This is a genomic window from Pedobacter sp. GR22-6, from assembly GCF_037402555.1.
Taxonomy (GTDB): Bacteria; Bacteroidota; Bacteroidia; order Sphingobacteriales; family Sphingobacteriaceae; genus Pedobacter.
In genome coordinates this window covers 201,202-223,656 of record NZ_JBBEUC010000002.1, presented here as the reverse complement: position 1 = coordinate 223,656, position 22,455 = coordinate 201,202, and the positions used below count along the sequence as shown (strand labels likewise).

Below are 22,455 nucleotides of genomic sequence, written 5' to 3'. Positions count from 1 at the left end.
AAATCAGTTCAATTTTCCTACTTAGGTCCATCTGCTTCGAAATCGATATTTTGGATAATTTGTCGTGCTGTCCTGCAATAATGATGATGCTTTATATTCAGCTCTTCTCAAGAAGACTTTAGCATGCTAAAATAATCATGCTGTACAATGTCCTTCATTTTATTTAAATCTAATTCATGCAATTCACAATGTGCCACTATATCTCTAGCGTTCGAAATGGCGAACAGAACTATTTATTTTCCGGTACCACCGGTAAAACTTCCGTATAACAAGCTCTACAATTTAAGATCATTGCATCATAACAAAATTTATGCGCGGCCATTACACCAAAAAATTGAATAAGGATGGAAGAAGGGAATCAGGAACAAGCACTAACACCAGCAGAGAAAGAAATACTTGAATATCAATGCAAAAAAGAAGAAAAATTACTAAATTTATTAGTTAGAATTATAGTAAGAAATACCTTATCAGAGTTGTATGGAAAAGAGAGCGATTAGATACCTCCGCTTTAGTGACAAGAAGCAAAGTGAAAATTCAATTGAGCGACAAAGGCTGGTCACTGATCAATATATTCAGTTCAACAATATCGACCTGGTTGATACTTTCATCGACCGGGGAAAAAGTGCTAAAACTTTTGACAGACCTGATTTTATTAAGCTTAAGGAATTCATTTCATTATACCATAAGAAGGTTGACTTGCTTTTAGTAGATCAGCTTGACCGCTTCAGTCGAGATGCAGGTGAAGCGATGAGCATGGTGAAGAACTTACAATCAAAATACGGAATACAGATCGTGAGTGTAACAGAAGGAATCGAATTTGATTATAACACTCCCGGCAGCTTCTTCAGAGCAGGCCTTCAACTATTATTGGCCGAGGAGGACAATATTAATCGAAGCATTAAAATCAGATCAGGCTTGTATTCTAAAAAAGCTAAAGAGGGTAAGTTCGTATTCGGAATTTCTCCATTTGGCTACAAAAAAATAGGAGAACCCAGGGACAGGCGGTTAATTATTGATGAAAAAGAAGCGCAAATTGTCCGGTTCATATTCGAGGCCTACTTAAGAAATGTACCGCTCTATCTCATTAAAGAGAAAGCAAAAGAAATGGGCTACGATAGAAAAGGTAACGTTGTAATCGAGCGTTTATTAAAAAACCCTGTATATGCTGGCCTAATCAAAACAGAGCAATATAAAGAACTGCCAGGAGGTTTGTTTCCTGGAATCCACGAACCTATCATTGAAATGATCACCTGGAAAATGGTTCAAAGTAAGTTCCAAACTGAGGGTAAAAAGAGAACAATCATTGATGACAATATACCTCTACGTGGCTTGTTAAAATGTCACTGTGGAAATCCACTAACTGGAGCCGCATCTAAAGGCAAGTCAGGGAGATATTTTTACTATTACAAATGTAGATTTTCTAAGCACAACAACATCAGTGCAATCAATGCGCACAAGCAAATGAGTCAGATATGCGAATTGATGAGTCTTCCAATATCTAAAGTTGAAAAAATCAGAAATACTGCAACTCAAGAAATTGAGAAGGCAATGGAAAGCAGTAAAAAAATATTGCTTGAAAAGCAAATAGAACTCGGAAAAGAATCAGAACTATTGCTATCAGTTGAAGAAAAATATATCAGAAATGACATAGACAAAGAAACTTACAGCAAATGGAGTAATAAATATAAAAGCAACATTGAGTCGCTGGAACTAGCGATTCTTAGACTCAAAGGAAATAAAAAAGACGTACACAATATTCTCAATCAACATCTCTCCTACCTCTCCAATTTCAGAGAGATTTATGAAAAATCAGATACATTAGAAAAAAGGGAATTCTTGGACTTGGTGTTCGACTCTAATCTTTACTATGAAAGCGGTAGTTATCGAACACCCACGATGATGCCGATGTTATCTCATAACTACCAGAAAATGAAAGACTTAGGTCTGCTTTTTTTAGACAAAAAAAGGGAGAATTTTACAATTCTCCCTTCAAGTGCACTTGTAGGGATTCGAACCCCAAACCTTCTCATCCGTAGTGAGATGCTCTATCCAATTGAGCTACAAATGCATTTCCGTTTCGTTAACGGACTGCAAAAGTAATGCTTGAAATTGAAATAACAAACTATTTCTGAAAATAATCTCAAGCATTACTTACTAAAAAGCAGTACTATGCTTCTATCACTTTTTTAATTGCATCAAAATCAGGCATGTTACCCGCATCTTCCAATACCTCTGCATGAATAATTTTTCCTTCTTCATCAATTACAAATGCAGCTCTTTTAGAAACACCTTTCAAATTGAACACAAAATTTTCATAAAAAGCACCAAAAGCTTTAGATACTTCTTTATTGAAATCTGAAAGCAATGGGAACTGGTAAGCCTGGTCTTCTTTGAACTTAGCCAGTGTAAAAGGTGAATCTACAGAGATCCCTACAACATCAGCATTCATACCTTCATAATAGCCAAAGCTATCTCTCATCGTACAAAGCTGTGCAGTACATACACCTGTAAAAGCCATTGGAAAAAACTGGATCACTAATTTTTTTCCTTGGTAATCTGCTAAAGATACTTCTTTCAATTCGGAGCTGAATAACTTAAAATCCGGCGCTTGATCGCCTATCTGTAATGCCATAGTAATTGGAGTTAAATTAAGGTACGAATATAGGCATAGTCACACTTTCCTCACACCTAGTTCACAACAAACCTACAAACAGGTACCTTTTTGTGAAGAAAGTGTGACTGAGGTGTGTATTTTGTGAGCAGATGCCTGCACTGTTACATCAGCTTTTATTCAGAGCAACTCAAGGTCTCTTCTACGAACGAGTATCTTGGGGAGATTATCGTGTTAGGACCTGCTGGTCGAGCAGAGCTAAACCCTCCTCAAAGGATCGGGGTTGATAGCCCAGATCAGCAATAGCCTTATCCAGGATGAATCCCGTACGTGCAGGGCGACGGGCATCCTGGCTTAAAGTTGAAGAACTGACCTCTGTAATTGTGGATTTATCCAGTTTCCAGTAATCTGCCACCCGGTGTACCAACTCCGCTACACTCATAAAGTCTTTCCCGGAAGCATTGTAAACGCCCTGTGCATCATGTTCTACAGCTAAGAGGCAGCAATCGGCCAGATCCTCTGCCAATGTGGGCATACGCCACTGGTCATTGACCACTTTGATCGGCGTACCTTTTTCTAATGCGCCCTTTGCCCAAAGGACGATGTTGCTGCGACTCATGTCACTGCTTATCCCGTATACTAAAATGGTCCGTAAGATTGCCCATTTGCATTTGGAGTTTTTAATAACCTCTTCTGCCTCCAGCTTGGTACGGCCGTAATAACTCAGCGGATTGGGCGCCGCCAGTTCGTCGTAAGGTCCTTCTGCACCATCGAAGATAAAATCAGTAGACAAGTGTATCAGTTGTATATTGTGGTTTTCTGAAAGTTCAATGAGTGTCTGCACCGCTTCAACATTCAGCCGGTGCGCCAGCTCCTGCTGTTCCTCAGCAGTATCCACATTGGTCATGGCGGCCGTATGAATGATCGCATCAGGCTGATATTGTTCAATGACAGCCTTTACATTTTCCGGATCCAGGATATCCATTTCCGCATAGGTATAACCCTCGGTTACCGGGTACCGGTTAGCCCCTTTAGATGTAGCAACCCAGTTAAATTGTCCGGTTGCCAATAACCGTTCTGTAATCTTCTGACCTAAAAGGCCATTGCTTCCTGTGATCAATATGGTTTTCATCAATTATATTTTCTGTTTTTAAACATTCCCATGCGGTGATAAGCAGAATTTAAGCGCTCAAAAGCAAGGAGTTACGCCTTTATGACCTGCTGCCTAAATATCGATAAAAAAACTGTGGAAAAACTTTTTATTTATATATACAATTCTTGTTTAAAAATTTTAACTTTGCAAACCGAATTGTGGGCTCTTAAAACAGCCTTTAACAAATTGATATTTATAATTTTACCCAAAACAATATATGCCTAACATTGGAAAAATAGCGCAGATTATAGGACCGGTAGTTGACGTGAGTTTTGCTGACGATGCTCATTTACCTCAAATTTTCTCTGCATTAGAGATTACAAAAGAAAACGGACAGAAAGTCGTTTTAGAAGTTCAACAACACCTTGGTGAGGACCGTGTTCGTGCGATCGCGATGGACTCAACTGATGGTTTGGTTCGTGGAATGAAAGCAGTAGATACTGGTGCTCCTATCCAAATGCCGGTAGGTGATCAAATTAAAGGTCGCTTATTCAATGTTGTAGGTGAAGCTATCGATGGTATCAACACAGTTGACAAAACTGGTGGTCGTCCGATCCACAATGCTCCTCCTAGATTTGATGAGCTTTCTACTGAAACTGAGGTACTTTTTACAGGTATCAAGGTAATCGACTTATTGGAGCCTTATGCTAAAGGTGGTAAGATCGGTTTGTTCGGTGGTGCGGGTGTTGGTAAAACCGTGTTGATCATGGAATTGGTAAACAACATTGCGAAAGCATATGCTGGTTTATCTGTATTCGCCGGTGTGGGTGAGCGTACACGTGAAGGAAATGACCTTTTGCGTGAGTTCATCGAATCTGGTGTAATTAACTATGGTGAAGACTTCCTTCATTCAATGGAAAAAGGTGGTTGGGACCTGAAGACAGTAGATACTGAAAAATTAAAAGAATCAAAAGCTACATTGGTATTCGGTCAGATGAATGAGCCTCCTGGTGCACGTGCACGTGTTGCCCTGTCTGGTTTGACTGTTGCTGAATATTTCCGTGATGGTGATGGCGAAGGCGCTGGAAAAGATATCCTTTTCTTCGTTGACAACATCTTCCGTTTCACTCAGGCAGGTTCTGAGGTATCGGCACTTTTGGGTCGTATGCCTTCAGCGGTAGGTTATCAGCCAACTCTGGCAACGGAGATGGGTCTGATGCAAGAGCGTATTACCTCTACTAAACGTGGTTCAATTACTTCAGTGCAGGCAGTTTATGTACCTGCGGATGATTTAACTGACCCGGCGCCGGCTACTACCTTCGCCCACTTGGATGCAACTACAGTATTGTCTCGTAAAATTGCTGAGCTAGGTATCTATCCTGCGGTGGATCCATTGGATTCTACTTCACGTATCCTATCTCCGGCAGTATTGGGTGATGAGCACTACAACACAGCTCAACGCGTTAAAGAAACTTTACAACGTTATAAAGAACTTCAGGATATCATCGCCATCTTAGGTATGGATGAGCTTTCTGAGGAAGATAAACTGGTTGTATCCCGCGCTCGTCGTGTTCAGCGTTTCTTGTCTCAGCCTTTCCACGTAGCAGAGCAGTTCACTGGTCTTAAAGGTGTATTGGTTGACATCAAAGATACCATCAAAGGATTCAACATGATCATGGATGGTGAAGTTGATGAGTATCCGGAAGCTGCATTCAACCTTGTTGGAAGCATCGAAGAAGCGATAGAAAAAGGTAAAAAACTATTAGCGGAAGCAAACTAGTATTAGAACGATGACATTAGAAATATTAACCCCAGATAAGAAAGTTTTTGAAGGCGAAGTAACAGCAGTTACTGTACCGGGTACCATGGGTTCTTTTCAGATTCTGAGAGACCATGCCCCTATTATTTCAACTTTAGAAGACGGACCAGTGATTGTGAAAAGCAAAGTCGGTGACAATACCTTTATTATTAAAGGTGGTGTAGTCGAAGTGTTAAAAAACAAAATTATTGTTCTAGCCGAAGGGGTTGCTTAATATTTAAATCATATCATATTAAAAGCCCTTTGAAATTTCAAAGGGCTTTTTTTTGGTCCGAAGTAATCCCCTTTACGGGCTTAACCTGACAATAACAATCGGCTTTCCGCAGTGAGGATAGCGTGTTTATAATGCTGGAACAGCCAACAGTAGATTTAGCAAGTTTTAACAACACTTGAACCATTTTAGGAAGAATTTGAACCATTTTACAATGCTTGCATAATACCTATACCGAATACCGATTTCATATTTGGTATACAAGCATCCACTTTAAGATACGAGTTATATGTATTTTTAAGAACTATATTTTAATTTTAAAACAAATAACAGAATTATATTTTTTTTCAATTATTTTTTTATACCTATTGCTAGTCTAGACTACAACACCTAAATTGGATTCTAGAAAGCAACACTAAATAAATACAAAATGAACCTTTCCATCAACGTCTTAATTATTGTCATTATTAATGTAATTCTTCTGCTGGTTATTCAGAAGGAAAAGGCGCTGTAAATGAAATATTTAAAATATAAAATAGATCAAGCGCCACCCAAAAGTGGCGCTTTTTTAATGATACAAAGAACAATAAAATAGAAAAACCCGAAATGCAATACTTCAACCCAAATACCATATTATACCTCAACGGCAAGTTTGAACAAGCTGCCGAAACGACGACCAGTTTATATGGTCAGTCGCTTCACTATGGTTACGCGGTGTTTGAAGGGATCCGCGCTTACCATACACACAACGGAACGCGCATCTTCAAAGCAAGAGAGCATTTCGAACGGTTGAAACGCTCTGCAGAACTGATCCACATGCCTTTCCCATGGGATGTAGATGACCTCATCAAGCAGACCTATAAATTATTGGCCTTGAACAATTTGAAAGATGCCTATATCCGTCCTTTGATCTATGCCGCTCCAAATATGTCCCTGGTTGCCAATAAAGATGTATCCATCATGATCTGCGCCTGGGAATGGGATGCTTACCTCGGACATAAATTATTGAAGGTATGCGTTTCCAGCTATGAACGGCCGAGTCCTAAATCGACTCCAATGGAAGCCAAGATCAGCGGCAATTATGCCAATGCGATCCTGGCTACTACTGAGGCAAAGTCCAAAGGTTTTGATGAAGCTTTATTGCTGGATATGAACGGCAATATCGCTGAAGCTCCGGGAGCGAACATATTTATTGAAAAGAATGGACGTTTGTATACCCCTCCTCTTGGAAATATACTACCGGGCATCACCCGTGCCACAGTCATAGAACTTTGCCGCATCCTTGATATAGAGGTCATAGAAAAGCACCTGAGTGTAACAGACCTCAAACATGCAGACAGTGCTTTCTTCTGTGGAACGGCTACAGAAATCGCGGGCATCGCCTCAGTGGAAGACTACAACTTCCCGGTCAAATGGACGGAAAGTGTTGGCGCAACCATCCAGCGCACCTACAAATGCCTGGTATTGGAAAAACAGAACTATGAAGTGATTATTTAAAATAGTAAGCAGATAGCAACCATTATATAAAGAACACACCTTAAAACAAAACAAGCAACAGACCTAATATGTCACAAACACCAGAAATCAACAGATACAGTAAAACGTTCACACAAGACCCTACACAGCCAGCGGCGCAAGCCATGCTTTACGGGATCGGCTTAACCAAAGAAGACATGGACAAAGCACAGGTCGGTATCGCCAGCATGGGTTATGATGGAAATACCTGCAACATGCACCTGAATGACCTTGCTCAGATTGTGAAAGAAAGTGTCTGGAAAAATGATATGGTGGGACTAACCTTCGGTACTATTGGTGTGAGCGACGGGATGTCTAACGGAACTGAAGGCATGCGTTATTCATTGGTATCCAGAGATGTCATTGCAGATTCAATTGAAACCATTTGCGGCGGACAATACTACGACGCACTGATCACGGTACCTGGATGCGATAAAAATATGCCGGGCTCTGTGATGGCGATGGGCCGCTTAAATCGCCCCTCCATTATGGTATACGGTGGAAGTATCCACTCCGGAAAATACAAAGGTGCATCCCTGAACATCGTTTCTGCTTTTGAAGCTTTAGGTCAGAAACTGGCGGGTAATCTCGAAGAAGAAGATTTCCAGGGTGTGATCAGAAATGCTTGTCCAGGTGCAGGTGCATGCGGTGGTATGTACACGGCAAACACCATGGCATCGGCAATAGAAGCATTGGGCATGAGTTTGCCTTACAGCTCCTCCCACCCTGCTACCAGTGAAGAGAAAAAGAATGAATGCATAGAAGCTGGTAAATACATCAGGATTCTGCTGGAAAGAAATATTCTCCCTTCAGATATCATGACAGAAAAAGCTTTCCACAATGCGATTGTAATCGTAATGGTATTGGGCGGATCTACTAATGCGGTATTGCACCTGATTGCAGTAGCAAAATCTGTAGGACTTAATTTGAAACTGGAAGATTTCCAAAAAATAAGTGACGCCACTCCGGTACTGGGCGATTTGAAGCCTAGCGGAACCTATCTGATGGAAGATTTACACGATATCGGTGGTGTACCTGCGGTGATGAAATATTTGTTGAAAGTTGGACTCATCCATGGCGACTGTCTGACTGTAACTGGAAAAACCATTGCAGAAAACGTAGCTGATGCTGCAGATCTTGATTTTGAAACGCAGAAGATCATCTTCCCGGTAGAAAATCCGATCAAAGAAACCGGCCACCTTCAAATGCTGTATGGAAACCTGGCAACTAAAGGTGCAGTAGCGAAGATCAGCGGTAAAGAAGGAGAAAAATTTGTAGGCCCTGCGCGGGTATTTGATGGCGAGCAGAACCTGATTGCTGGTATCCAAAGTGGGAAAGTAAAATCCGGAGATGTAGTCGTGATCAGACAAGTTGGCCCTAAAGGCGCTCCGGGTATGCCTGAGATGCTGAAACCAACTTCGGTGATCATCGGTGCAGGCCTTGGTAAATCGGTAGCCCTCATCACAGATGGCCGCTTCTCAGGCGGTACACATGGCTTTGTAGTAGGTCACATCACTCCTGAAGCATGGGACGGTGGAAACATTGCCCTGGTACATGATGACGACATCATCACGATTGATGCAGTCAACAACTCCATAGATGTACACCTGACCGATGAACAGCTGGAAACACGCCGTAAAGCCTGGGTACAATTGCCGCCACCTGTAACTAAAGGTGTGCTATATAAATACTTAAGACAGGTAAGCAATGCCAGCGAAGGCTGTGTAACTGATGCTTACACCCATTAATCATTTACAAACCCACAACACTAAATATAAAACAATGGAAACAGCACAAGAGGAAGCAAAGACATTGACAGCAACGAAGACAACTACGGTTTCTGGCTCTGTGGCTTTACTGGAAGGACTGATTGCCGAAGGTACCGACACGATATTCGGTTATCCGGGCGGAGCCATCATGCCGATTTATGATGCGATTTACGACTACAATGAAAAATTAAAACATATTTTGGTCCGCCACGAGCAAGGCGCTACACATGCCGCTCAGGGTTATGCCAGAACTTCAGGAAAAGTGGGTGTCGTATTTGCCACCAGCGGTCCGGGCGCAACCAACCTGGTCACCGGTCTGGCAGATGCACAGATCGATAGCACACCGATGGTCTGCATCACCGGTCAGGTTTTCGCACACCTTTTGGGTACAGATGCCTTTCAGGAAACGGACGTGATCAACATCACCACTCCGGTAACCAAATGGAACTACCAGGTGACCGATGCTTCTGAAATTCCAGCGGCTTTAGCTAAGGCATTTTATATTGCACGCAGTGGTCGTCCGGGTCCTGTACTCATCGACATCACCAAAAATGCGCAGTTGCAATTGTTCGATTATGAAGGGTATACTCCTTGTGAACATATCCGCAGCTACCGTCCGAAACCGGTAGTAAGGAAGGAATATATACAGCAAGCCGCCGATATGATCAATGCAGCGAAAAAACCATTCGTTTTGTTTGGTCAGGGTGTATTGCTGGGCAGTGCAGAAGCTGAATTCAAAGCATTCGTAGAGAAAAGCGGTATCCCTGCGGCGTGGACCATTATGGGTGCGGGCGCTATCCCTACAGATCACCCGCTGAATGTGGGAATGCTGGGTATGCATGGCAATTACGGTCCAAACGTACAGACCAATTCCTGCGACGTCCTGATCGCCATCGGGATGCGTTTCGATGACCGCGTAACCGGCCGATTGGATAAATATGCAAAACAGGCAAAAGTGATCCACCTGGACATAGACCCTGCAGAGATTGATAAAAATGTGAAAGCAGATGTTCCGGTATGGGGCGATTGCAAGGAAACTTTGCCATTGCTTACTGAATTGATCGCAGAGAAACAACATACGGAATGGCTGGCTGAATTCAGGGCCTATGATAAAACTGAGCAGGAAACCCTGATCCAGAAAGAACTGAGCCCTGAAAGTGGTGAGATGACCATGGGTGAAGTAATCCACCAGTTAAATGTACTGACCAAAGGTGAGGCAGTAATCGTAACGGATGTTGGTCAGCACCAAATGGTAGCCTGCCGCTATGCGAAATTCAACAACACCAGGAGCAACATCACCAGTGGAGGCTTAGGTACTATGGGCTTCGGCTTACCTGCAGCAATCGGTGCCAAATTTGGCACACCTGATAAAACGGTAGTTGCGATCATCGGCGACGGTGGTTTCCAGATGACCTTACAGGAATTGGGTACCATCATGCAAAGTGGTGTAGATGTAAAGATCCTGATCCTGAACAACCGTTTCCTGGGCATGGTGCGCCAATGGCAACAATTGTTCCATGAAAAACGCTATTCTTTCGTGAACATTACCAGCCCGGATTTTGTGAAACTGGCTGATTCTTACTACATCGCCGGAAAACGGATTTCAGAACGCGAAGATCTGGCGGCTGCTTTAGAAGAAATGCTGAGCCATCCTGGTTCATTCCTTTTGGAGGTCATGGTAGCACAAGAACACAACGTATTCCCAATGGTACCACAAGGTATGAGTGTAAGCGAAATCAGATTAAAATAATTAGAGATCATGAGCAATTCCAACGAGATAGAATTAAACGGAAAACAGGAATTTACGATTACTGTATATACCGAAAACAGGATCGGCATACTGAACCGTATCGCGATCATCTTTTCAAGAAGAAAAATCAACATTGAAAGCCTGAACACCTCCCCTTCGGAGATCGAGCACATCCACCGCTTCAATATCCTGATCCACGAGACAGAAGAAGTAGTGCGCAAACTGGCCCGCCAGATCGAGAAGCAGGTAGAGGTACTGAAAGTTTACTACAATACCAATGAAGACATCGTATGGCAGGAAATGGCGCTGTACAAATTGCCTACGGAAGTAGTAGCAGAAAAAGTGCCGGTAGAACGCCTGTTAAATGAGCATGGTGCCAGGGTGGTAGTGATCCGTAAAGATTATACCGTTTTTGAAACCACCGGACACCGCGAGGAGACGGATAAACTGATCAGCGTATTGCAGCCTTATGGGTTGATTGAATTTGTCAGGAGTGCGAGGGTAGCAATCATCAAAGAAAGTGATGGTTTTAACCGTAAGCTGAGAGAATTTGAAAGACTGGAACCTGGAGAAGAAGTGATTGAAAACGAGTACCTGGACAAAGAGAAGAACGTATTCGAGATGTAACGAAGCGATCTGCTACTCATTCGATGGATTGCTTCCTCGCAATGACGGAACCAAAAGCAATCACGAATTACAGAAACAACAATAAATAACTATTAAACGAACCTTAATAAAATCTAAAAAATAACAAAATGTCAAATTATTTTAACACACTACCTCTTAGAGAAAAACTGAACCAATTGGGTGTTTGCGATTTCATGGAAAGCGCCGAATTTCTGGATGGCGTAAACGCATTGAAAGGCAAAAAGCTTGTAATCGTGGGTTGCGGTGCACAAGGCCTTAACCAGGGTTTGAACTTAAGAGATAGTGGTTTAAATGTGTCTTATACTTTGCGTAAGGAAGCCATTGAAGGCAAAAGAGATTCCTGGAAGAATGCTACTGAAAACAACTTCACAGTAGGCACTTATGAAGAGTTGATACCTGAGGCTGATGTAGTAATCAACCTGACCCCGGATAAACAACATACTGCGGTAGTAAATGCCATCATGCCATTGATGAAACAAGGTGCTACTTTATTGTACTCACATGGTTTCAATATCGTGGAAGAAGGTATGCAGATCCGTAAAGACATCACCGTAATCATGGTAGCGCCTAAATGCCCCGGTTCCGAAGTACGTGCAGAATATGTACGTGGATTCGGTGTACCGACCTTGATCGCGGTTCACCCTGAGAACGATCCGGAAGGAAAAGGTCTGGCACAAGCTAAAGCGTATTGCGTTGGTACAGGCGGCCACAGGGCTGGGGTATTGCGTTCTTCATTCGTAGCGGAGGTTAAATCTGATTTAATGGGTGAGCAAACCATCCTTTGCGGTCTTTTGCAAACTGGTTCTATCCTTTCTTTCGATAAAATGGTAGAAAAAGGCATCGATGCAGGTTATGCTTCCAAACTGGTTCAGTATGGTGTAGAGGTGATCACTGAAGCCTTGAAACAAGGTGGTATCACTGCCATGATGGACAGGTTGAGCAATGTAGCGAAAATCAAAGCTTTCGAGATCTCTGAAGAATTGAAAGACATCATGCGTCCGTTGTTCCAGAAACACCAGGATGACATCATGAGTGGTGAGTTTAGCCGCATCATGATGGAAGACTGGGCAAATGGCGATAAAAATTTATTGGCATGGCGTGCAGAAACCGGCGAAACTGCTTTTGAGAAAACTCCGGCTGGCGATGTTAAAATCGGCGAGCAAGAATATTTCGACAACTATACTTTGATGGTTGCTTTTGTAAGAGCTGGTGTGGAACTCGCTTTCGAGACTATGGTCCAGGCTGGCATCAAACCAGAGTCGGCATACTATGAGTCTTTACACGAAACTCCACTGATCGCCAACACCATTGCCCGTAAGAAATTATTTGAAATGAACCGCGTGATCTCTGACACTGCTGAGTACGGTTGCTACCTGTTCGATCAGGCTTGTAAACCTTTGTTGGCTGATTTCATGAAAACCGTAGATACTGACCTTGTTGGTAAAAACTTCAACGAAGGTAAAGACGGTGCGGTAGATAACCGTGCGCTAATTGAAGTAAATGAGGCTTTGCGTTCACATCAGGTAGAGCAAATCGGCGCTACATTGAGAAAAGCAATGACTGCGATGAAAGCCATCAAAACTGCATAAAATGACAGACCCCGTCGTCAATATCACCAATCTAAACCTCAGGTACGGCCAAAAAGCTGTACTCAGGGGTTTGGATTGGGTTATACAAGCGGGCGAGCACTGGCTGCTCTGCGGTCCCAGCGGTACGGGAAAAACTTCTTTGGCCAAAGCCATAGCCGCCCGGACGCCTGAGGCACACTATGTGGCCAACTGGTATCAGTTTACCGATCTGGAAGGCCAGTCCAACTTCTACTACCAGCAGCGGTACAACAGTCAGGCTACAGCGACGACTGCTAGCGTGTCAAAAGAACTCCGTAACTATGGTCAAAAACATCAGCTCGACTTCGAAAGACTAGATGCCTTGCTGGAAGCCATGGGCTTTTCTGCCCTGCAAGACTCGGCACTCATCGAACTATCGAGCGGTGAGCACAAGAAACTGCAACTGGTGAAGGCCCTTTGGCTGAAGCCTGCTGTATTGATCCTGGACCAGCCGTATAATGGGCTCGATATCCATTCGAGACAAAACCTGAATGCTTTATTGGAAAGCCTAAGCGAGAGCGGCAGCACTTTAATCCTGATCAGCAATGACCTTGAAATTCCTTCCTGCATCAACCGCTACGCCGAGATCAGGGATGGAAAACTTATCGAAGTAGGGGCTCAAGAACGCAGCATGGGCGACCATGAGCAACACATCAACGCTGTTCCTGAGTTTCTAAGGGAAGCTCCTGCCCCTGTGTCACCTGTGGTGATCAGCATGAAGAATGTAAACATCAGCTATGGTGAAAAACAGGTATTAAAAAACATCAACTGGGAAGTGACGGCTGGGGAGAAATGGTTGTTGCAGGGTCACAACGGCTCCGGCAAATCTACACTGCTGAGCCTCATCACCGGCGATCATCCTCAGGCCTATGCCAATGATTTTCATTTGTTTGGCCATAAACGTGGCACCGGAGAGAGCATCTGGGAAATCAAGGAACGCATCGGCATGATCTCTCCTGAACTGCATTGGTATTTTGACCCCTCGGCCACTGTCTGGCAGAGTGTGGTTTCCGGCTTCTATGACAGTTCGGGTCTGTACTGCGATCCGGGATACACCAGGACTGAACAGGCCAATGAACTGCTGGGTTATTTCGGGCTATCGGAATACCGCAATGTATTGATGAACACACTCCCGCTGGGCAAGCAAAGACTGGCCCTGCTGGCGCGTACCATCATCAAGAATCCACAATTGCTGATCCTCGATGAACCTTGTCAGGGACTGGACCAGGCGCAGACGCGTTATTTCAACCAATTGGTAGATGAACTTTGTCAAAACGGGACTACCCTGATCTATGTCGGTCATTTTGAATCACAATTGCCAGCTTGCCTGGAAAAACGGATTTTGCTGGAAAACGGAGCCTTAAAATCAATAGAAGATATGGCAGAAAAAATTGAATTAATAAACTAAACCCTAAGAATTATGCTACACGATCCAAATAGAGTTTATGTATTTGACACCACCTTAAGGGACGGTGAGCAAGTGCCGGGCTGTCAGTTGACGACCCCAGAGAAGATAGAAATTGCGAAGGAACTGGAAGCGCTGGGTGTAGACATCATCGAAGCGGGATTCCCGATTTCGAGTCCGGGCGATTTTCAAAGTGTTGTAGAGCTTTCTAAAGCAGTATCTGAGCCGATCATCTGCGCGCTGACCCGTGCCAATAAAGGTGACATCGATTCGGCTGTTGCGGCTTTACAATATGCCAAACGTCCAAGGATCCATACCGGAATCGGCTCTTCGGATATGCACATCAAACACAAATTCAACAGCACCAGGGAAGAAATTCTGGAAAGAGCAGTTGAGGCAGTAAAATATGCCAAGAAATCTGTAGAGGACATCGAGTTCTACGCAGAGGATGCTGGTCGCGCCGATGTTCAGTTCCTGGCTCAAATGGTAGAAGCTGTGATCGCTGCCGGTGCTACGGTAGTGAATATTCCGGACACCAATGGTTATTGCCTTCCGGATCAGTATGGCGCCAAGATCAAATTCCTGAAAGAAAACGTAAAGAACATCGACCAGGCCATCATCTCTGTGCATTGCCACAATGATTTGGGACTGGCTACTGCAAACTCCATCGCAGGTTTGCAAAACGGAGCCCGTCAGATCGAAGGTACCATCAACGGTATCGGCGAGCGCGCAGGAAATACTTCCATCGAAGAAGTGGTCATGATCCTGAAAACACATCAGGTCCTTGGCTTGCATACCAATATCAACGCCAGGAACTTCTATGAGCTGAGCCGTATGGTGAGCTCACAGATGCGCATGCCGGTGCAGCCAAACAAAGCGATCGTAGGCAGCAATGCCTTTGCACACAGCTCTGGTATCCACCAGGATGGCTTCCTTAAAAACAGGGAAAATTATGAGATCATCCGTCCGGAAGATGTTGGTTTCCCTGATGCCAGCATTGTGCTGACTGCACGCAGTGGTCGCCATGCCCTGAAATTCCACCTGGAGCGTTTGGGCTTCAACCTGAGCAAAGAGGAATTGGCTGAAGTGTATCACCGCTTCCTGACTGTAGCGGACAGCAAGCTGGATATAGATGACAACGATTTGTTGACCATGATGGGAAAAAGCCAGTTGGCTTCGTCGTAATTAGAATAAAGAAAGAATAACAAAATAAAAAAATGAGCAAAACATTATTTGATAAGGTGTGGGACACGCACGTGGTACGTCAGATTGAAGGAGGCCCAGATGTGCTTTTCATCGATCGCCATTTGATCCACGAAGTGACCAGCCCTGTTGCCTTCTTGGGTTTGAAGAGCAGAGGGATCAAAGTTTTATATCCGGAGCGTACTTTTGCTACGGCAGATCACAATACGCCGACCATCAACCAGCACCTGCCAGTGGCAGATCCACTTTCGGCAAACCAGCTGCAGGCATTAGAGTCCAACTCCAACGAGTATGGCATCAGCCACTGGGGACTGGGTCACCAGAAAAACGGAATTGTGCACGTAGTAGGCCCGGAATACGGGATTACACAACCAGGCGCAACCATCGTTTGCGGCGATTCACACACCTCTACACACGGTGCATTTGGTGCCATCGCTTTTGGTATCGGTACTTCTGAAGTAGAAATGGTATTGTCTACGCAGTGCATCATGCAGCCTAAGCCAAAGAAAATGCGCATTAACGTAAATGGCAAACTGGGCCTTGGCGTGACACCTAAAGATGTGGCCCTGTTCATCATCTCTCAACTGACCACTTCTGGTGCTACAGGTTATTTTGTAGAATACGCCGGAGATGTATTTGAGCACATGACCATGGAAGGCCGTATGACCGTTTGCAACCTGAGTATTGAAATGGGTGCCCGCGGTGGTATGATCGCTCCTGATGAAACTACAATTGAATATGTAAAAGGCCGTGAATTCAGTCCGAAAGGCGAAGCTTGGGACAGGGCGCTGGCTTACTATAAAACCTTGAAAACCGATGCTGATGCTGTATTCGATAAAGAACTGACTTTCGATGGTTCCTCTATCGAACCGATGATCACTTACGGTACTAACCCTGGAATGGGTATCGGGATCTCGCAGGACATTCCTGATGCAGAACATGTAGAAGGTGGTGCGGCAACATATGCCAAATCATTGGGTTATATGGGCTTCAATGAAGGCGATTCCATGATTGGTAAGAAAGTAGATTTCGTATTTGTAGGCAGCTGTACCAATGGGCGTATCGAAGATTTCAGAGATTTTACTTCTATCGTGAAAGGCAGGCACAAAGCAGATGACGTGACTGTATGGTTAGTTCCTGGTTCACACATCGTGGAAGCACAGATCAAGGAAGAAGGTTTACTGGATATCCTGACTGAAGCTGGATTTACTTTACGTCAGCCTGGCTGTTCAGCTTGTCTGGCCATGAATGACGATAAGATCCCTGCAGGTAAGTACGCAGTGAGTACTTCCAACAGGAACTTTGAGGGCAGACAAGGTCCGGGTTCCAGGACGATGCTGGCGAGTCCGCTTGTGGCAGCAGCAGCGGCGGTTACCGGCGTGGTGACTGATCCGAGAACATTAATTGAGCACGAAGAACTTGTCTAAAACACACTTAAGAGATTAAAAATGGCCTACGATAAATTTACGGTATTGACCAGCACCGCGGTCCCGCTTCCGATTGAGAATGTGGATACCGATCAGTTGATCCCTGCCCGCTTTTTGAAAGCGACAGAACGCGTTGGATTTGGCGACAACCTTTTCCGCGACTGGAGATACAATCCAGACAATACACCTAAACAAGATTTTGTACTGAACAACCCGATCTACAGTGGTAAAATACTGGTAGGTGGTAAAAACTTTGGCTCTGGTTCTTCCAGGGAACACGCTGCATGGGCAGTGTACGATTACGGCTTCCGTTGCGTGGTATCCAGCTTTTTCGCAGATATCTTTAAAAACAACTGTCTGAACATTGGCGTATTGCCGGTACAGGTGAGCCCTGAATTTGCAGAGAAAGTGTTTACTGCAATCTTCGCAGATCCGAACACAGAACTGGAAATCAACCTTCCTGAGCAAACCATCACACTATTGGCAACGGGCGATCAGGAACGTTTCGACATCAGTCCATACAAAAAAGACAACATGATGAACGGCTTTGATGACATTGACTACTTACAAAGCATCAAACCTGAAATAGAAGCATTTGCGGCAAATTTGCCGATTTAAAAATGATAGAGATACCATCATCCTGAACTCGGTTTGTCCTCCTGAACTTGGTTCAGGATCTCTAACGGATTCAGTAGTATTGAAGAAAGGGATCCTGAACCAAGTTCAGGAGGACGAGTTAACTACTCAGGACGACGAACCAAGTTCAGAATGATGGTATACAAAACACACAACCAAAAACCTCAAATGAAACGAAGGAAAATAGAGATCATGGATACCACGCTGCGCGACGGAGAACAAACTTCCGGCGTCTCGTTTTCCATCTCAGAAAAACTCACCATCACCCAGCTCCTGCTGGAAGAACTGATGGTAGACCGGGTGGAAATTGCTTCTGCACGGGTATCCGACGGCGAGTTTCAGGCCGTAAAATCCATTATGAACTGGGCACAGGACAATGGATATGCCGAACGCATAGAGGTACTGTCGTTCGTAGACAACGGCGTATCCATCGACTGGATGATCAATGCGGGAGTGAAAGTACAGAACCTCCTGACCAAGGGTTCTATGAACCACCTCACACACCAACTGAAAAAAACACCTGAACAGCATTTTACGGAGATCAGGCATGTGGTAGACCTGGCCGCATCGCATGGCATCGCTACCAATGTATACCTCGAAGACTGGAGCAACGGCATGCGCAATTCCCCGGAATATGTGTACCAGTTCCTGGATTTCCTGACCGCGCAAAACGTAAACCGGATCCTGCTGCCAGATACACTCGGAATCCTGACCCCAGGGGAAACCAGGACATTCATTTCAGCTCTGCTGGAAAAATACCCTGAGGTGCATTTTGATTTCCATGCACACAACGATTACGACCTCGGAACAGCCAATGTACTGGAAGCGGTACAGGCGGGAATTGCCGGACTGCACCTGACCGTAAACGGGATGGGTGAACGTGCCGGAAATGCAGCAATGGCCAGCGCCGTTGCCGTGATCAAAGATTTTGCAAAGGAAGTAGACATCCAGATCAGGGAATCTTCCATTTACAAGGTAAGCAAGCTGGTAGAAACCTTCTCCGGTGTGCGGATCCCTTCCAATAAGCCCATTGTGGGCGACAACGTGTTTACCCAAACAGCGGGAATCCACGCGGATGGCGACAATAAGAACAACCTCTATTTCAACGACCTGCTGCCGGAACGTTTCGGCCGCAAACGCCAATACGCCCTGGGCAAAACTTCAGGTAAAGCGAACATTGAGAAAAACCTGCAGGAACTGGGTTTGAAGCTGAACGATGCCGACCTGAAAAAGGTAACGCAAAGGGTGATAGAACTGGGCGACAAAAAAGAAACCGTGACCAAGGAAGACCTGCCCTACATCATTTCAGATGTGCTGGACAGTAGTTTATACGAAGAAAAAGTTGCTGTACAGTCTTATGTATTGACCAATGCCATGGGATTACGTCCCTCGGCAACCATCTCTGTGCTGATCGAAGGGGAAAAATTTGAAGAGCATGCACAGGGTGACGGACAGTTTGATGCTTTTATGAACGCTTTAACCAGTGTTTATGGAAAAAAAGAGAGAACTTTACCAAAACTGATTGACTATGCCGTGAGAATTGCCCCGGGTAGTAATTCAGATGCCTTGTGCGAAACCATCATCACCTGGGAAACCGAGGCGAAGATCTTCATCACAAGGGGACTGGATTCTGACCAGACGGTCTCCGCGATCAAGGCCACACAGAAAATGTTGAACATCATTTAATCAATAAAAAACAAATAAAATATAAATATGAAACTTAATATTGCTCTTCTTGCAGGAGATGGAATCGGACCTGAGGTAATCGATCAGGCGGTTAAAGTATCCGATGCGATAGCGAAAAAATTCAATCATGAGATCGTATGGACTGCTGCCCTTACTGGTGCTGCGGCTATTGATGCAGTAGGTGAACCTTATCCTGATGCAACTCATGAGATTTGTATGGCTGCTGATGCCGTGCTTTTTGGCGCCATTGGTCACCCCCGCTTCGATAATGATCCTAAAGCTACTGTTCGTCCGGAACAAGGTCTGTTGAAAATGCGTCAGAAACTGGGTCTGTTTGCCAATGTGCGCCCGACCTTTACTTTTCCTTCGCTGATCGACAATTCCCCTTTAAAAAGAGAGCGTATTGAAGGTACTGACCTGATCATCCTTCGTGAGCTGACAGGTGGTATCTATTTTGGTGAAAGAGGCAGAAAAGACAATGGCGACACCGCTTTTGATACCTGTACTTACACCCGTGCAGAAGTGCAGCGTCTGGCTAAACTGGGTTTTGAAATGGCCATGACCCGCAGCAAGAAATTGTGTTGTGTAGATAAAGCCAACGTACTGGAAACCTCACGTCTGTGGAGAGAAACCGTACAGGACATGGAAAAAGATTTCCCTGAAGTAACGGTAAGCTACGAATTTGTAGATGCTGTAGCCATGCGTTTGGTACAATGGCCTAGCTCATACGATGTATTGATCACGGAGAACCTGTTTGGAGATATCCTGACTGACGAAGCTTCTGTGATCTCAGGTTCTATGGGATTGATGCCTTCTTCTTCTATCGGTGTACACACTTCCCTGTTCGAGCCGATCCACGGTTCTTACCCTCAGGCTGCAGGCAAAGACATCGCCAATCCATTGGCTACCGTGTTATCTGCCGCGATGATGTTTGAAGATGCATTTGGACTGAAAGAAGAAGCTGAGCTGATCAGAGAAGTAGTAAACAAATCCCTTGCCGCAGGTGTCGTTACTGAAGATCTTGCAGGCAAGAACAAAGCCTATAAAACCAGTGAAGTTGGCGATTGGCTGGCTGCAAATATTTAAACGCGATTTTTAAAAGCACATCGTCATGCTGAATTTATTTCAGCATCCCATTTAAACAGGCTCATTGCTATTTGGGATGCTGAAATAAATTTGCTTTGCAGCTCTCCGCTTCGCTCCGGGTCAGCGCGATGTGGTTATTTTAGACAAAAGCTTATACCTTCAATCAATGACTGATTCCCATTCCAAACAAGACTCTCATTCAAAACTCGATTCCAAAGCTGCCTCGCTGCGTTTAGCAAACGTGATCAAACGCACTCCCCTGAACTACAATGCCAAATTATCTGAAAAGTACGGCGCAGAGATCTACCTGAAAAGGGAAGACATGCAGGTGGTGCGCTCGTACAAATTGCGTGGCGCTTACAACATGATCAGCCAGTTGAGTCCCGAGCAACTGAGCCGTGGCATCGTCTGTGCCAGTGCAGGCAACCACGCACAGGGTGTTGCATTTTCCTGCGATAAACTGGGCACCAGGGGCGTGATCTTTATGCCGGAAATCACCCCGAGACAAAAAGTAAAACAGACGGAGATGTTTGGGAACAACAGCGTGGAACTCGTATTGGTAGGCGATACCTTCGACGACTGTCTGGCCGAGGCACTGACTTATACCAAGGAGCATAACATGACTTTCATCCCTCCTTTCGACAACTACAGCATCATTGAAGGACAAGGCACAGTAGGTGTAGAAATCCTCGAGGAACTTCCGGATGTAGAAGTAGTCGTCATGCCAATTGGTGGTGGCGGACTTGCCGCAGGTGCAGGGACTTACCTGAAAAATGAAATACCAGGTATAGTCTTGCTCGGCGTGGAGCCAGAAGGTGCCCCTTCCATGTTGAAAGCGCTCGAAGAAGGTGCACCCGTGACATTGCCGGAAATCAACCGCTTTGTGGATGGCGCTGCTGTAAAACGCGTGGGAAACCTGACTTACGAAATCTGTAAGGACTTACTGGACGAGATGCTGCTGGTAGCTGAAGGAAAGGTCTGCAGCACCATCCTGCAACTCTACAATGAGGATGCAATTGTGGTAGAGCCTGCTGGTGCGCTCTCGGTAGCGGTACTGGATGCCTGCAGGACACAGATCATGGGTAAGAAAGTCGTATGCGTGATCAGTGGCGGCAATAACGACATTGAACGCATGCAGGAAATCAAAGAGAAATCTTTACTGTATGAGGGTTTGAAACATTACTTCATCGTACGTTTTCCTCAAAGACCAGGAGCGCTTAAACTCTTTGTGAACCAGGTATTGGGTCCGCATGACGATATCACGCGCTTTGAATTCATCAAAAAAACCAATAAAGAAAACGGTCCTGCCCTGGTGGGTATAGAGCTGGCCAACAAAGCAGATTATGATGCTTTAGTGCAAAGGATGCAGGAGTTTAAATTTGAAATTATTGAGTTAAACAACGACCAGACACTATTCGAATATTTGGTTTAGCCGTTTGTTTTAAAACAAAATCCCGTATAACATTTCAATTACAAAATAAGCAAATCTGCAGCTGTAAATTTTATGGCAGCAGATTTGCTTTATTGTTTTCAAAAAACATACAAATCACACACAAATGAAAAAGCTCCTACTATTAATCCTTTGCACCACCACGCTGGGCCTGGTGTCGTGCAAGAAAGAAACCATTGTGCAGGAAACTCAAAATCGGACTTTTATCTATACGATCCAACCCAATTCCTGGACTTTGACCAATCAATTTACTTATTCTACGATTCTGGACATTCCGGAAGTAGACAATATTACGCTCGATGATGAAGGTGTATTGGTTTATGTGACCAATCCTGGCGACAACAGCAAACAGAAGCAATTGCCTTTTGTATTTGATGTAGATGCTTACAGCTACGAAATTTCTAATGGAAAGATCAGAGTGGATATCCAAAGCTCCGACTTTCAGGAAGCAGCTCCTAATAAACCTACAGCAGTCATGACCGCCAAGGTCATCATCATCCCATCGAGATACGTGCAATAAAAACCCGCCTGAATTTTTA

Annotated in this window: 18 protein-coding genes, 1 tRNA gene and 1 pseudogene; 17 read left to right on the top strand and 3 right to left on the bottom strand. The window is 44.5% G+C overall.

The features are described 5' to 3' along the window. The first annotated feature begins 344 nt into the window (after window positions 1-344). Together WAE59_RS08520 and WAE59_RS25850 are read left to right on the top strand one after the other, a co-directional pair. The gene (locus WAE59_RS08520; protein ID WP_337855528.1) at window positions 345-497 is read left to right on the top strand and encodes a hypothetical protein; all 153 of its coding nucleotides are present in this window, start codon (window positions 345-347) and stop codon (window positions 495-497) included. Continuing rightward, window positions 478-1,266, top strand: a pseudogene (locus WAE59_RS25850) (recombinase family protein); the annotation flags it as partial. The gene WAE59_RS08520 and the pseudogene WAE59_RS25850, both read left to right, overlap by 20 nt. 728 nt (window positions 1,267-1,994) lie before the next feature. On the opposite strand, the gene WAE59_RS08515 reads toward WAE59_RS25850, so the two are convergent. The 3 genes from WAE59_RS08515 to WAE59_RS08505 all read right to left on the bottom strand — a co-directional run bounded on the left by WAE59_RS08515 (window position 1,995) and on the right by WAE59_RS08505 (window position 3,743). Beyond that, a tRNA-Arg gene (locus WAE59_RS08515) sits at window positions 1,995-2,068 on the bottom strand. A gap of 99 nt (window positions 2,069-2,167) precedes the next feature. Further along, window positions 2,168-2,632 carry a peroxiredoxin gene (locus WAE59_RS08510; RefSeq protein ID WP_337855527.1) on the bottom strand — a complete coding sequence of 155 codons (465 nt, stop codon included), beginning with the start codon at window positions 2,630-2,632 and terminating at the stop codon, window positions 2,168-2,170. A 205-nt stretch (window positions 2,633-2,837) separates the two neighbouring features. Next, window positions 2,838-3,743: an SDR family oxidoreductase gene (locus WAE59_RS08505; protein WP_337855526.1), complete on the bottom strand. Its 906-nt coding sequence runs from the start codon at window positions 3,741-3,743 to the stop codon at window positions 2,838-2,840. Window positions 3,744-3,981: 238 nt separating this feature from the next. Here WAE59_RS08505 and atpD point away from each other — a divergent pair, with 238 nt between their 5' ends. The 15 genes from atpD to WAE59_RS08430 all read left to right on the top strand — a co-directional run bounded on the left by atpD (window position 3,982) and on the right by WAE59_RS08430 (window position 22,436). Beyond that, a complete protein-coding gene (gene atpD, locus WAE59_RS08500; protein ID WP_337855525.1) occupies window positions 3,982-5,484 on the top strand; it encodes a F0F1 ATP synthase subunit beta in 1,503 nt (500 codons plus the stop codon). Window positions 5,485-5,494: 10 nt separating this feature from the next. Next, complete coding sequence (atpC, locus tag WAE59_RS08495; RefSeq protein ID WP_337855524.1) at window positions 5,495-5,737, top strand: ATP synthase F1 subunit epsilon; 243 nt, start codon at window positions 5,495-5,497, stop codon at window positions 5,735-5,737. A gap of 603 nt (window positions 5,738-6,340) precedes the next feature. Continuing rightward, window positions 6,341-7,231 carry a branched-chain amino acid transaminase gene (locus tag WAE59_RS08490; protein ID WP_337855523.1) on the top strand — a complete coding sequence of 297 codons (891 nt, stop codon included), beginning with the start codon at window positions 6,341-6,343 and terminating at the stop codon, window positions 7,229-7,231. Window positions 7,232-7,299: 68 nt separating this feature from the next. Then, a complete protein-coding gene (gene ilvD, locus WAE59_RS08485; protein ID WP_337855522.1) occupies window positions 7,300-8,997 on the top strand; it encodes a dihydroxy-acid dehydratase in 1,698 nt (565 codons plus the stop codon). A gap of 34 nt (window positions 8,998-9,031) precedes the next feature. Next, entirely contained in the window at window positions 9,032-10,768 is a 1,737-nt protein-coding gene (gene ilvB / locus WAE59_RS08480; RefSeq protein WP_337855521.1) for a biosynthetic-type acetolactate synthase large subunit, read from the top strand. Window positions 10,769-10,777: 9 nt separating this feature from the next. Continuing rightward, window positions 10,778-11,395: an acetolactate synthase small subunit gene (gene ilvN / locus WAE59_RS08475; protein ID WP_337855520.1), complete on the top strand. Its 618-nt coding sequence runs from the start codon at window positions 10,778-10,780 to the stop codon at window positions 11,393-11,395. 128 nt (window positions 11,396-11,523) lie between these two features. Continuing rightward, window positions 11,524-13,005 (top strand): ketol-acid reductoisomerase, encoded by a 1,482-nt coding sequence (gene ilvC, locus WAE59_RS08470; RefSeq protein WP_337855519.1) that lies wholly within the window; start codon window positions 11,524-11,526, stop codon window positions 13,003-13,005. 1 nt (window position 13,006) lies between these two features. After that, window positions 13,007-14,431, top strand: coding sequence for an ATP-binding cassette domain-containing protein (locus WAE59_RS08465; RefSeq protein ID WP_337855518.1), 1,425 nt, complete (start codon window positions 13,007-13,009; stop codon window positions 14,429-14,431). Window positions 14,432-14,443: 12 nt separating this feature from the next. After that, window positions 14,444-15,613: a 2-isopropylmalate synthase gene (locus tag WAE59_RS08460; protein WP_337855517.1), complete on the top strand. Its 1,170-nt coding sequence runs from the start codon at window positions 14,444-14,446 to the stop codon at window positions 15,611-15,613. A 32-nt stretch (window positions 15,614-15,645) separates the two neighbouring features. Beyond that, the gene (leuC, locus tag WAE59_RS08455; protein WP_337855516.1) at window positions 15,646-17,058 is read left to right on the top strand and encodes a 3-isopropylmalate dehydratase large subunit; all 1,413 of its coding nucleotides are present in this window, start codon (window positions 15,646-15,648) and stop codon (window positions 17,056-17,058) included. A gap of 21 nt (window positions 17,059-17,079) precedes the next feature. Continuing rightward, window positions 17,080-17,676 (top strand): 3-isopropylmalate dehydratase small subunit, encoded by a 597-nt coding sequence (leuD, locus tag WAE59_RS08450; protein ID WP_337855515.1) that lies wholly within the window; start codon window positions 17,080-17,082, stop codon window positions 17,674-17,676. Window positions 17,677-17,862: 186 nt separating this feature from the next. Further along, a complete protein-coding gene (locus WAE59_RS08445) occupies window positions 17,863-19,380 on the top strand; it encodes an alpha-isopropylmalate synthase regulatory domain-containing protein (protein WP_337855514.1) in 1,518 nt (505 codons plus the stop codon). A gap of 27 nt (window positions 19,381-19,407) precedes the next feature. Next, window positions 19,408-20,466, top strand: coding sequence for a 3-isopropylmalate dehydrogenase (leuB, locus tag WAE59_RS08440; RefSeq protein WP_337855513.1), 1,059 nt, complete (start codon window positions 19,408-19,410; stop codon window positions 20,464-20,466). A gap of 166 nt (window positions 20,467-20,632) precedes the next feature. After that, window positions 20,633-21,898, top strand: a complete 1,266-nt coding sequence (ilvA, locus tag WAE59_RS08435) for a threonine ammonia-lyase IlvA (protein WP_337855512.1) — start codon at window positions 20,633-20,635, stop codon at window positions 21,896-21,898. 124 nt (window positions 21,899-22,022) lie between these two features. Next, on the top strand, window positions 22,023-22,436 hold the full coding sequence (locus WAE59_RS08430; RefSeq protein WP_337855511.1) for a hypothetical protein: 414 nt from the start codon (window positions 22,023-22,025) through the stop codon (window positions 22,434-22,436). Window positions 22,437-22,455: the final 19 nt, after the last annotated feature.

Bases quoted from the DNA above. Each gene is read 5' to 3' on its own strand.
- WAE59_RS08445 (WP_337855514.1), top strand. From the start codon at position 17,863: ATGAAACGAAGGAAAATAGAGATCATGGATACCACGCTGCGCGACGGA.
- WAE59_RS08430 (WP_337855511.1), top strand. From the start codon at position 22,023: ATGAAAAAGCTCCTACTATTAATCCTTTGCACCACCACGCTGGGCCTG.
- WAE59_RS08520 (WP_337855528.1), top strand. From the start codon at position 345: ATGGAAGAAGGGAATCAGGAACAAGCACTAACACCAGCAGAGAAAGAA.
- WAE59_RS08505 (WP_337855526.1), bottom strand. From the start codon at position 3,743: ATGAAAACCATATTGATCACAGGAAGCAATGGCCTTTTAGGTCAGAAG.
- WAE59_RS08510 (WP_337855527.1), bottom strand. From the start codon at position 2,632: ATGGCATTACAGATAGGCGATCAAGCGCCGGATTTTAAGTTATTCAGC.
- leuD (WP_337855515.1), top strand. From the start codon at position 17,080: ATGGCCTACGATAAATTTACGGTATTGACCAGCACCGCGGTCCCGCTT.
- leuB (WP_337855513.1), top strand. From the start codon at position 19,408: ATGAAACTTAATATTGCTCTTCTTGCAGGAGATGGAATCGGACCTGAG.
- atpC (WP_337855524.1), top strand. From the start codon at position 5,495: ATGACATTAGAAATATTAACCCCAGATAAGAAAGTTTTTGAAGGCGAA.
- WAE59_RS08460 (WP_337855517.1), top strand. From the start codon at position 14,444: ATGCTACACGATCCAAATAGAGTTTATGTATTTGACACCACCTTAAGG.
- ilvD (WP_337855522.1), top strand. From the start codon at position 7,300: ATGTCACAAACACCAGAAATCAACAGATACAGTAAAACGTTCACACAA.
- ilvN (WP_337855520.1), top strand. From the start codon at position 10,778: ATGAGCAATTCCAACGAGATAGAATTAAACGGAAAACAGGAATTTACG.
- WAE59_RS08490 (WP_337855523.1), top strand. From the start codon at position 6,341: ATGCAATACTTCAACCCAAATACCATATTATACCTCAACGGCAAGTTT.
- ilvC (WP_337855519.1), top strand. From the start codon at position 11,524: ATGTCAAATTATTTTAACACACTACCTCTTAGAGAAAAACTGAACCAA.
- ilvB (WP_337855521.1), top strand. From the start codon at position 9,032: ATGGAAACAGCACAAGAGGAAGCAAAGACATTGACAGCAACGAAGACA.
- ilvA (WP_337855512.1), top strand. From the start codon at position 20,633: ATGACTGATTCCCATTCCAAACAAGACTCTCATTCAAAACTCGATTCC.
- WAE59_RS08465 (WP_337855518.1), top strand. From the start codon at position 13,007: ATGACAGACCCCGTCGTCAATATCACCAATCTAAACCTCAGGTACGGC.
- atpD (WP_337855525.1), top strand. From the start codon at position 3,982: ATGCCTAACATTGGAAAAATAGCGCAGATTATAGGACCGGTAGTTGAC.
- leuC (WP_337855516.1), top strand. From the start codon at position 15,646: ATGAGCAAAACATTATTTGATAAGGTGTGGGACACGCACGTGGTACGT.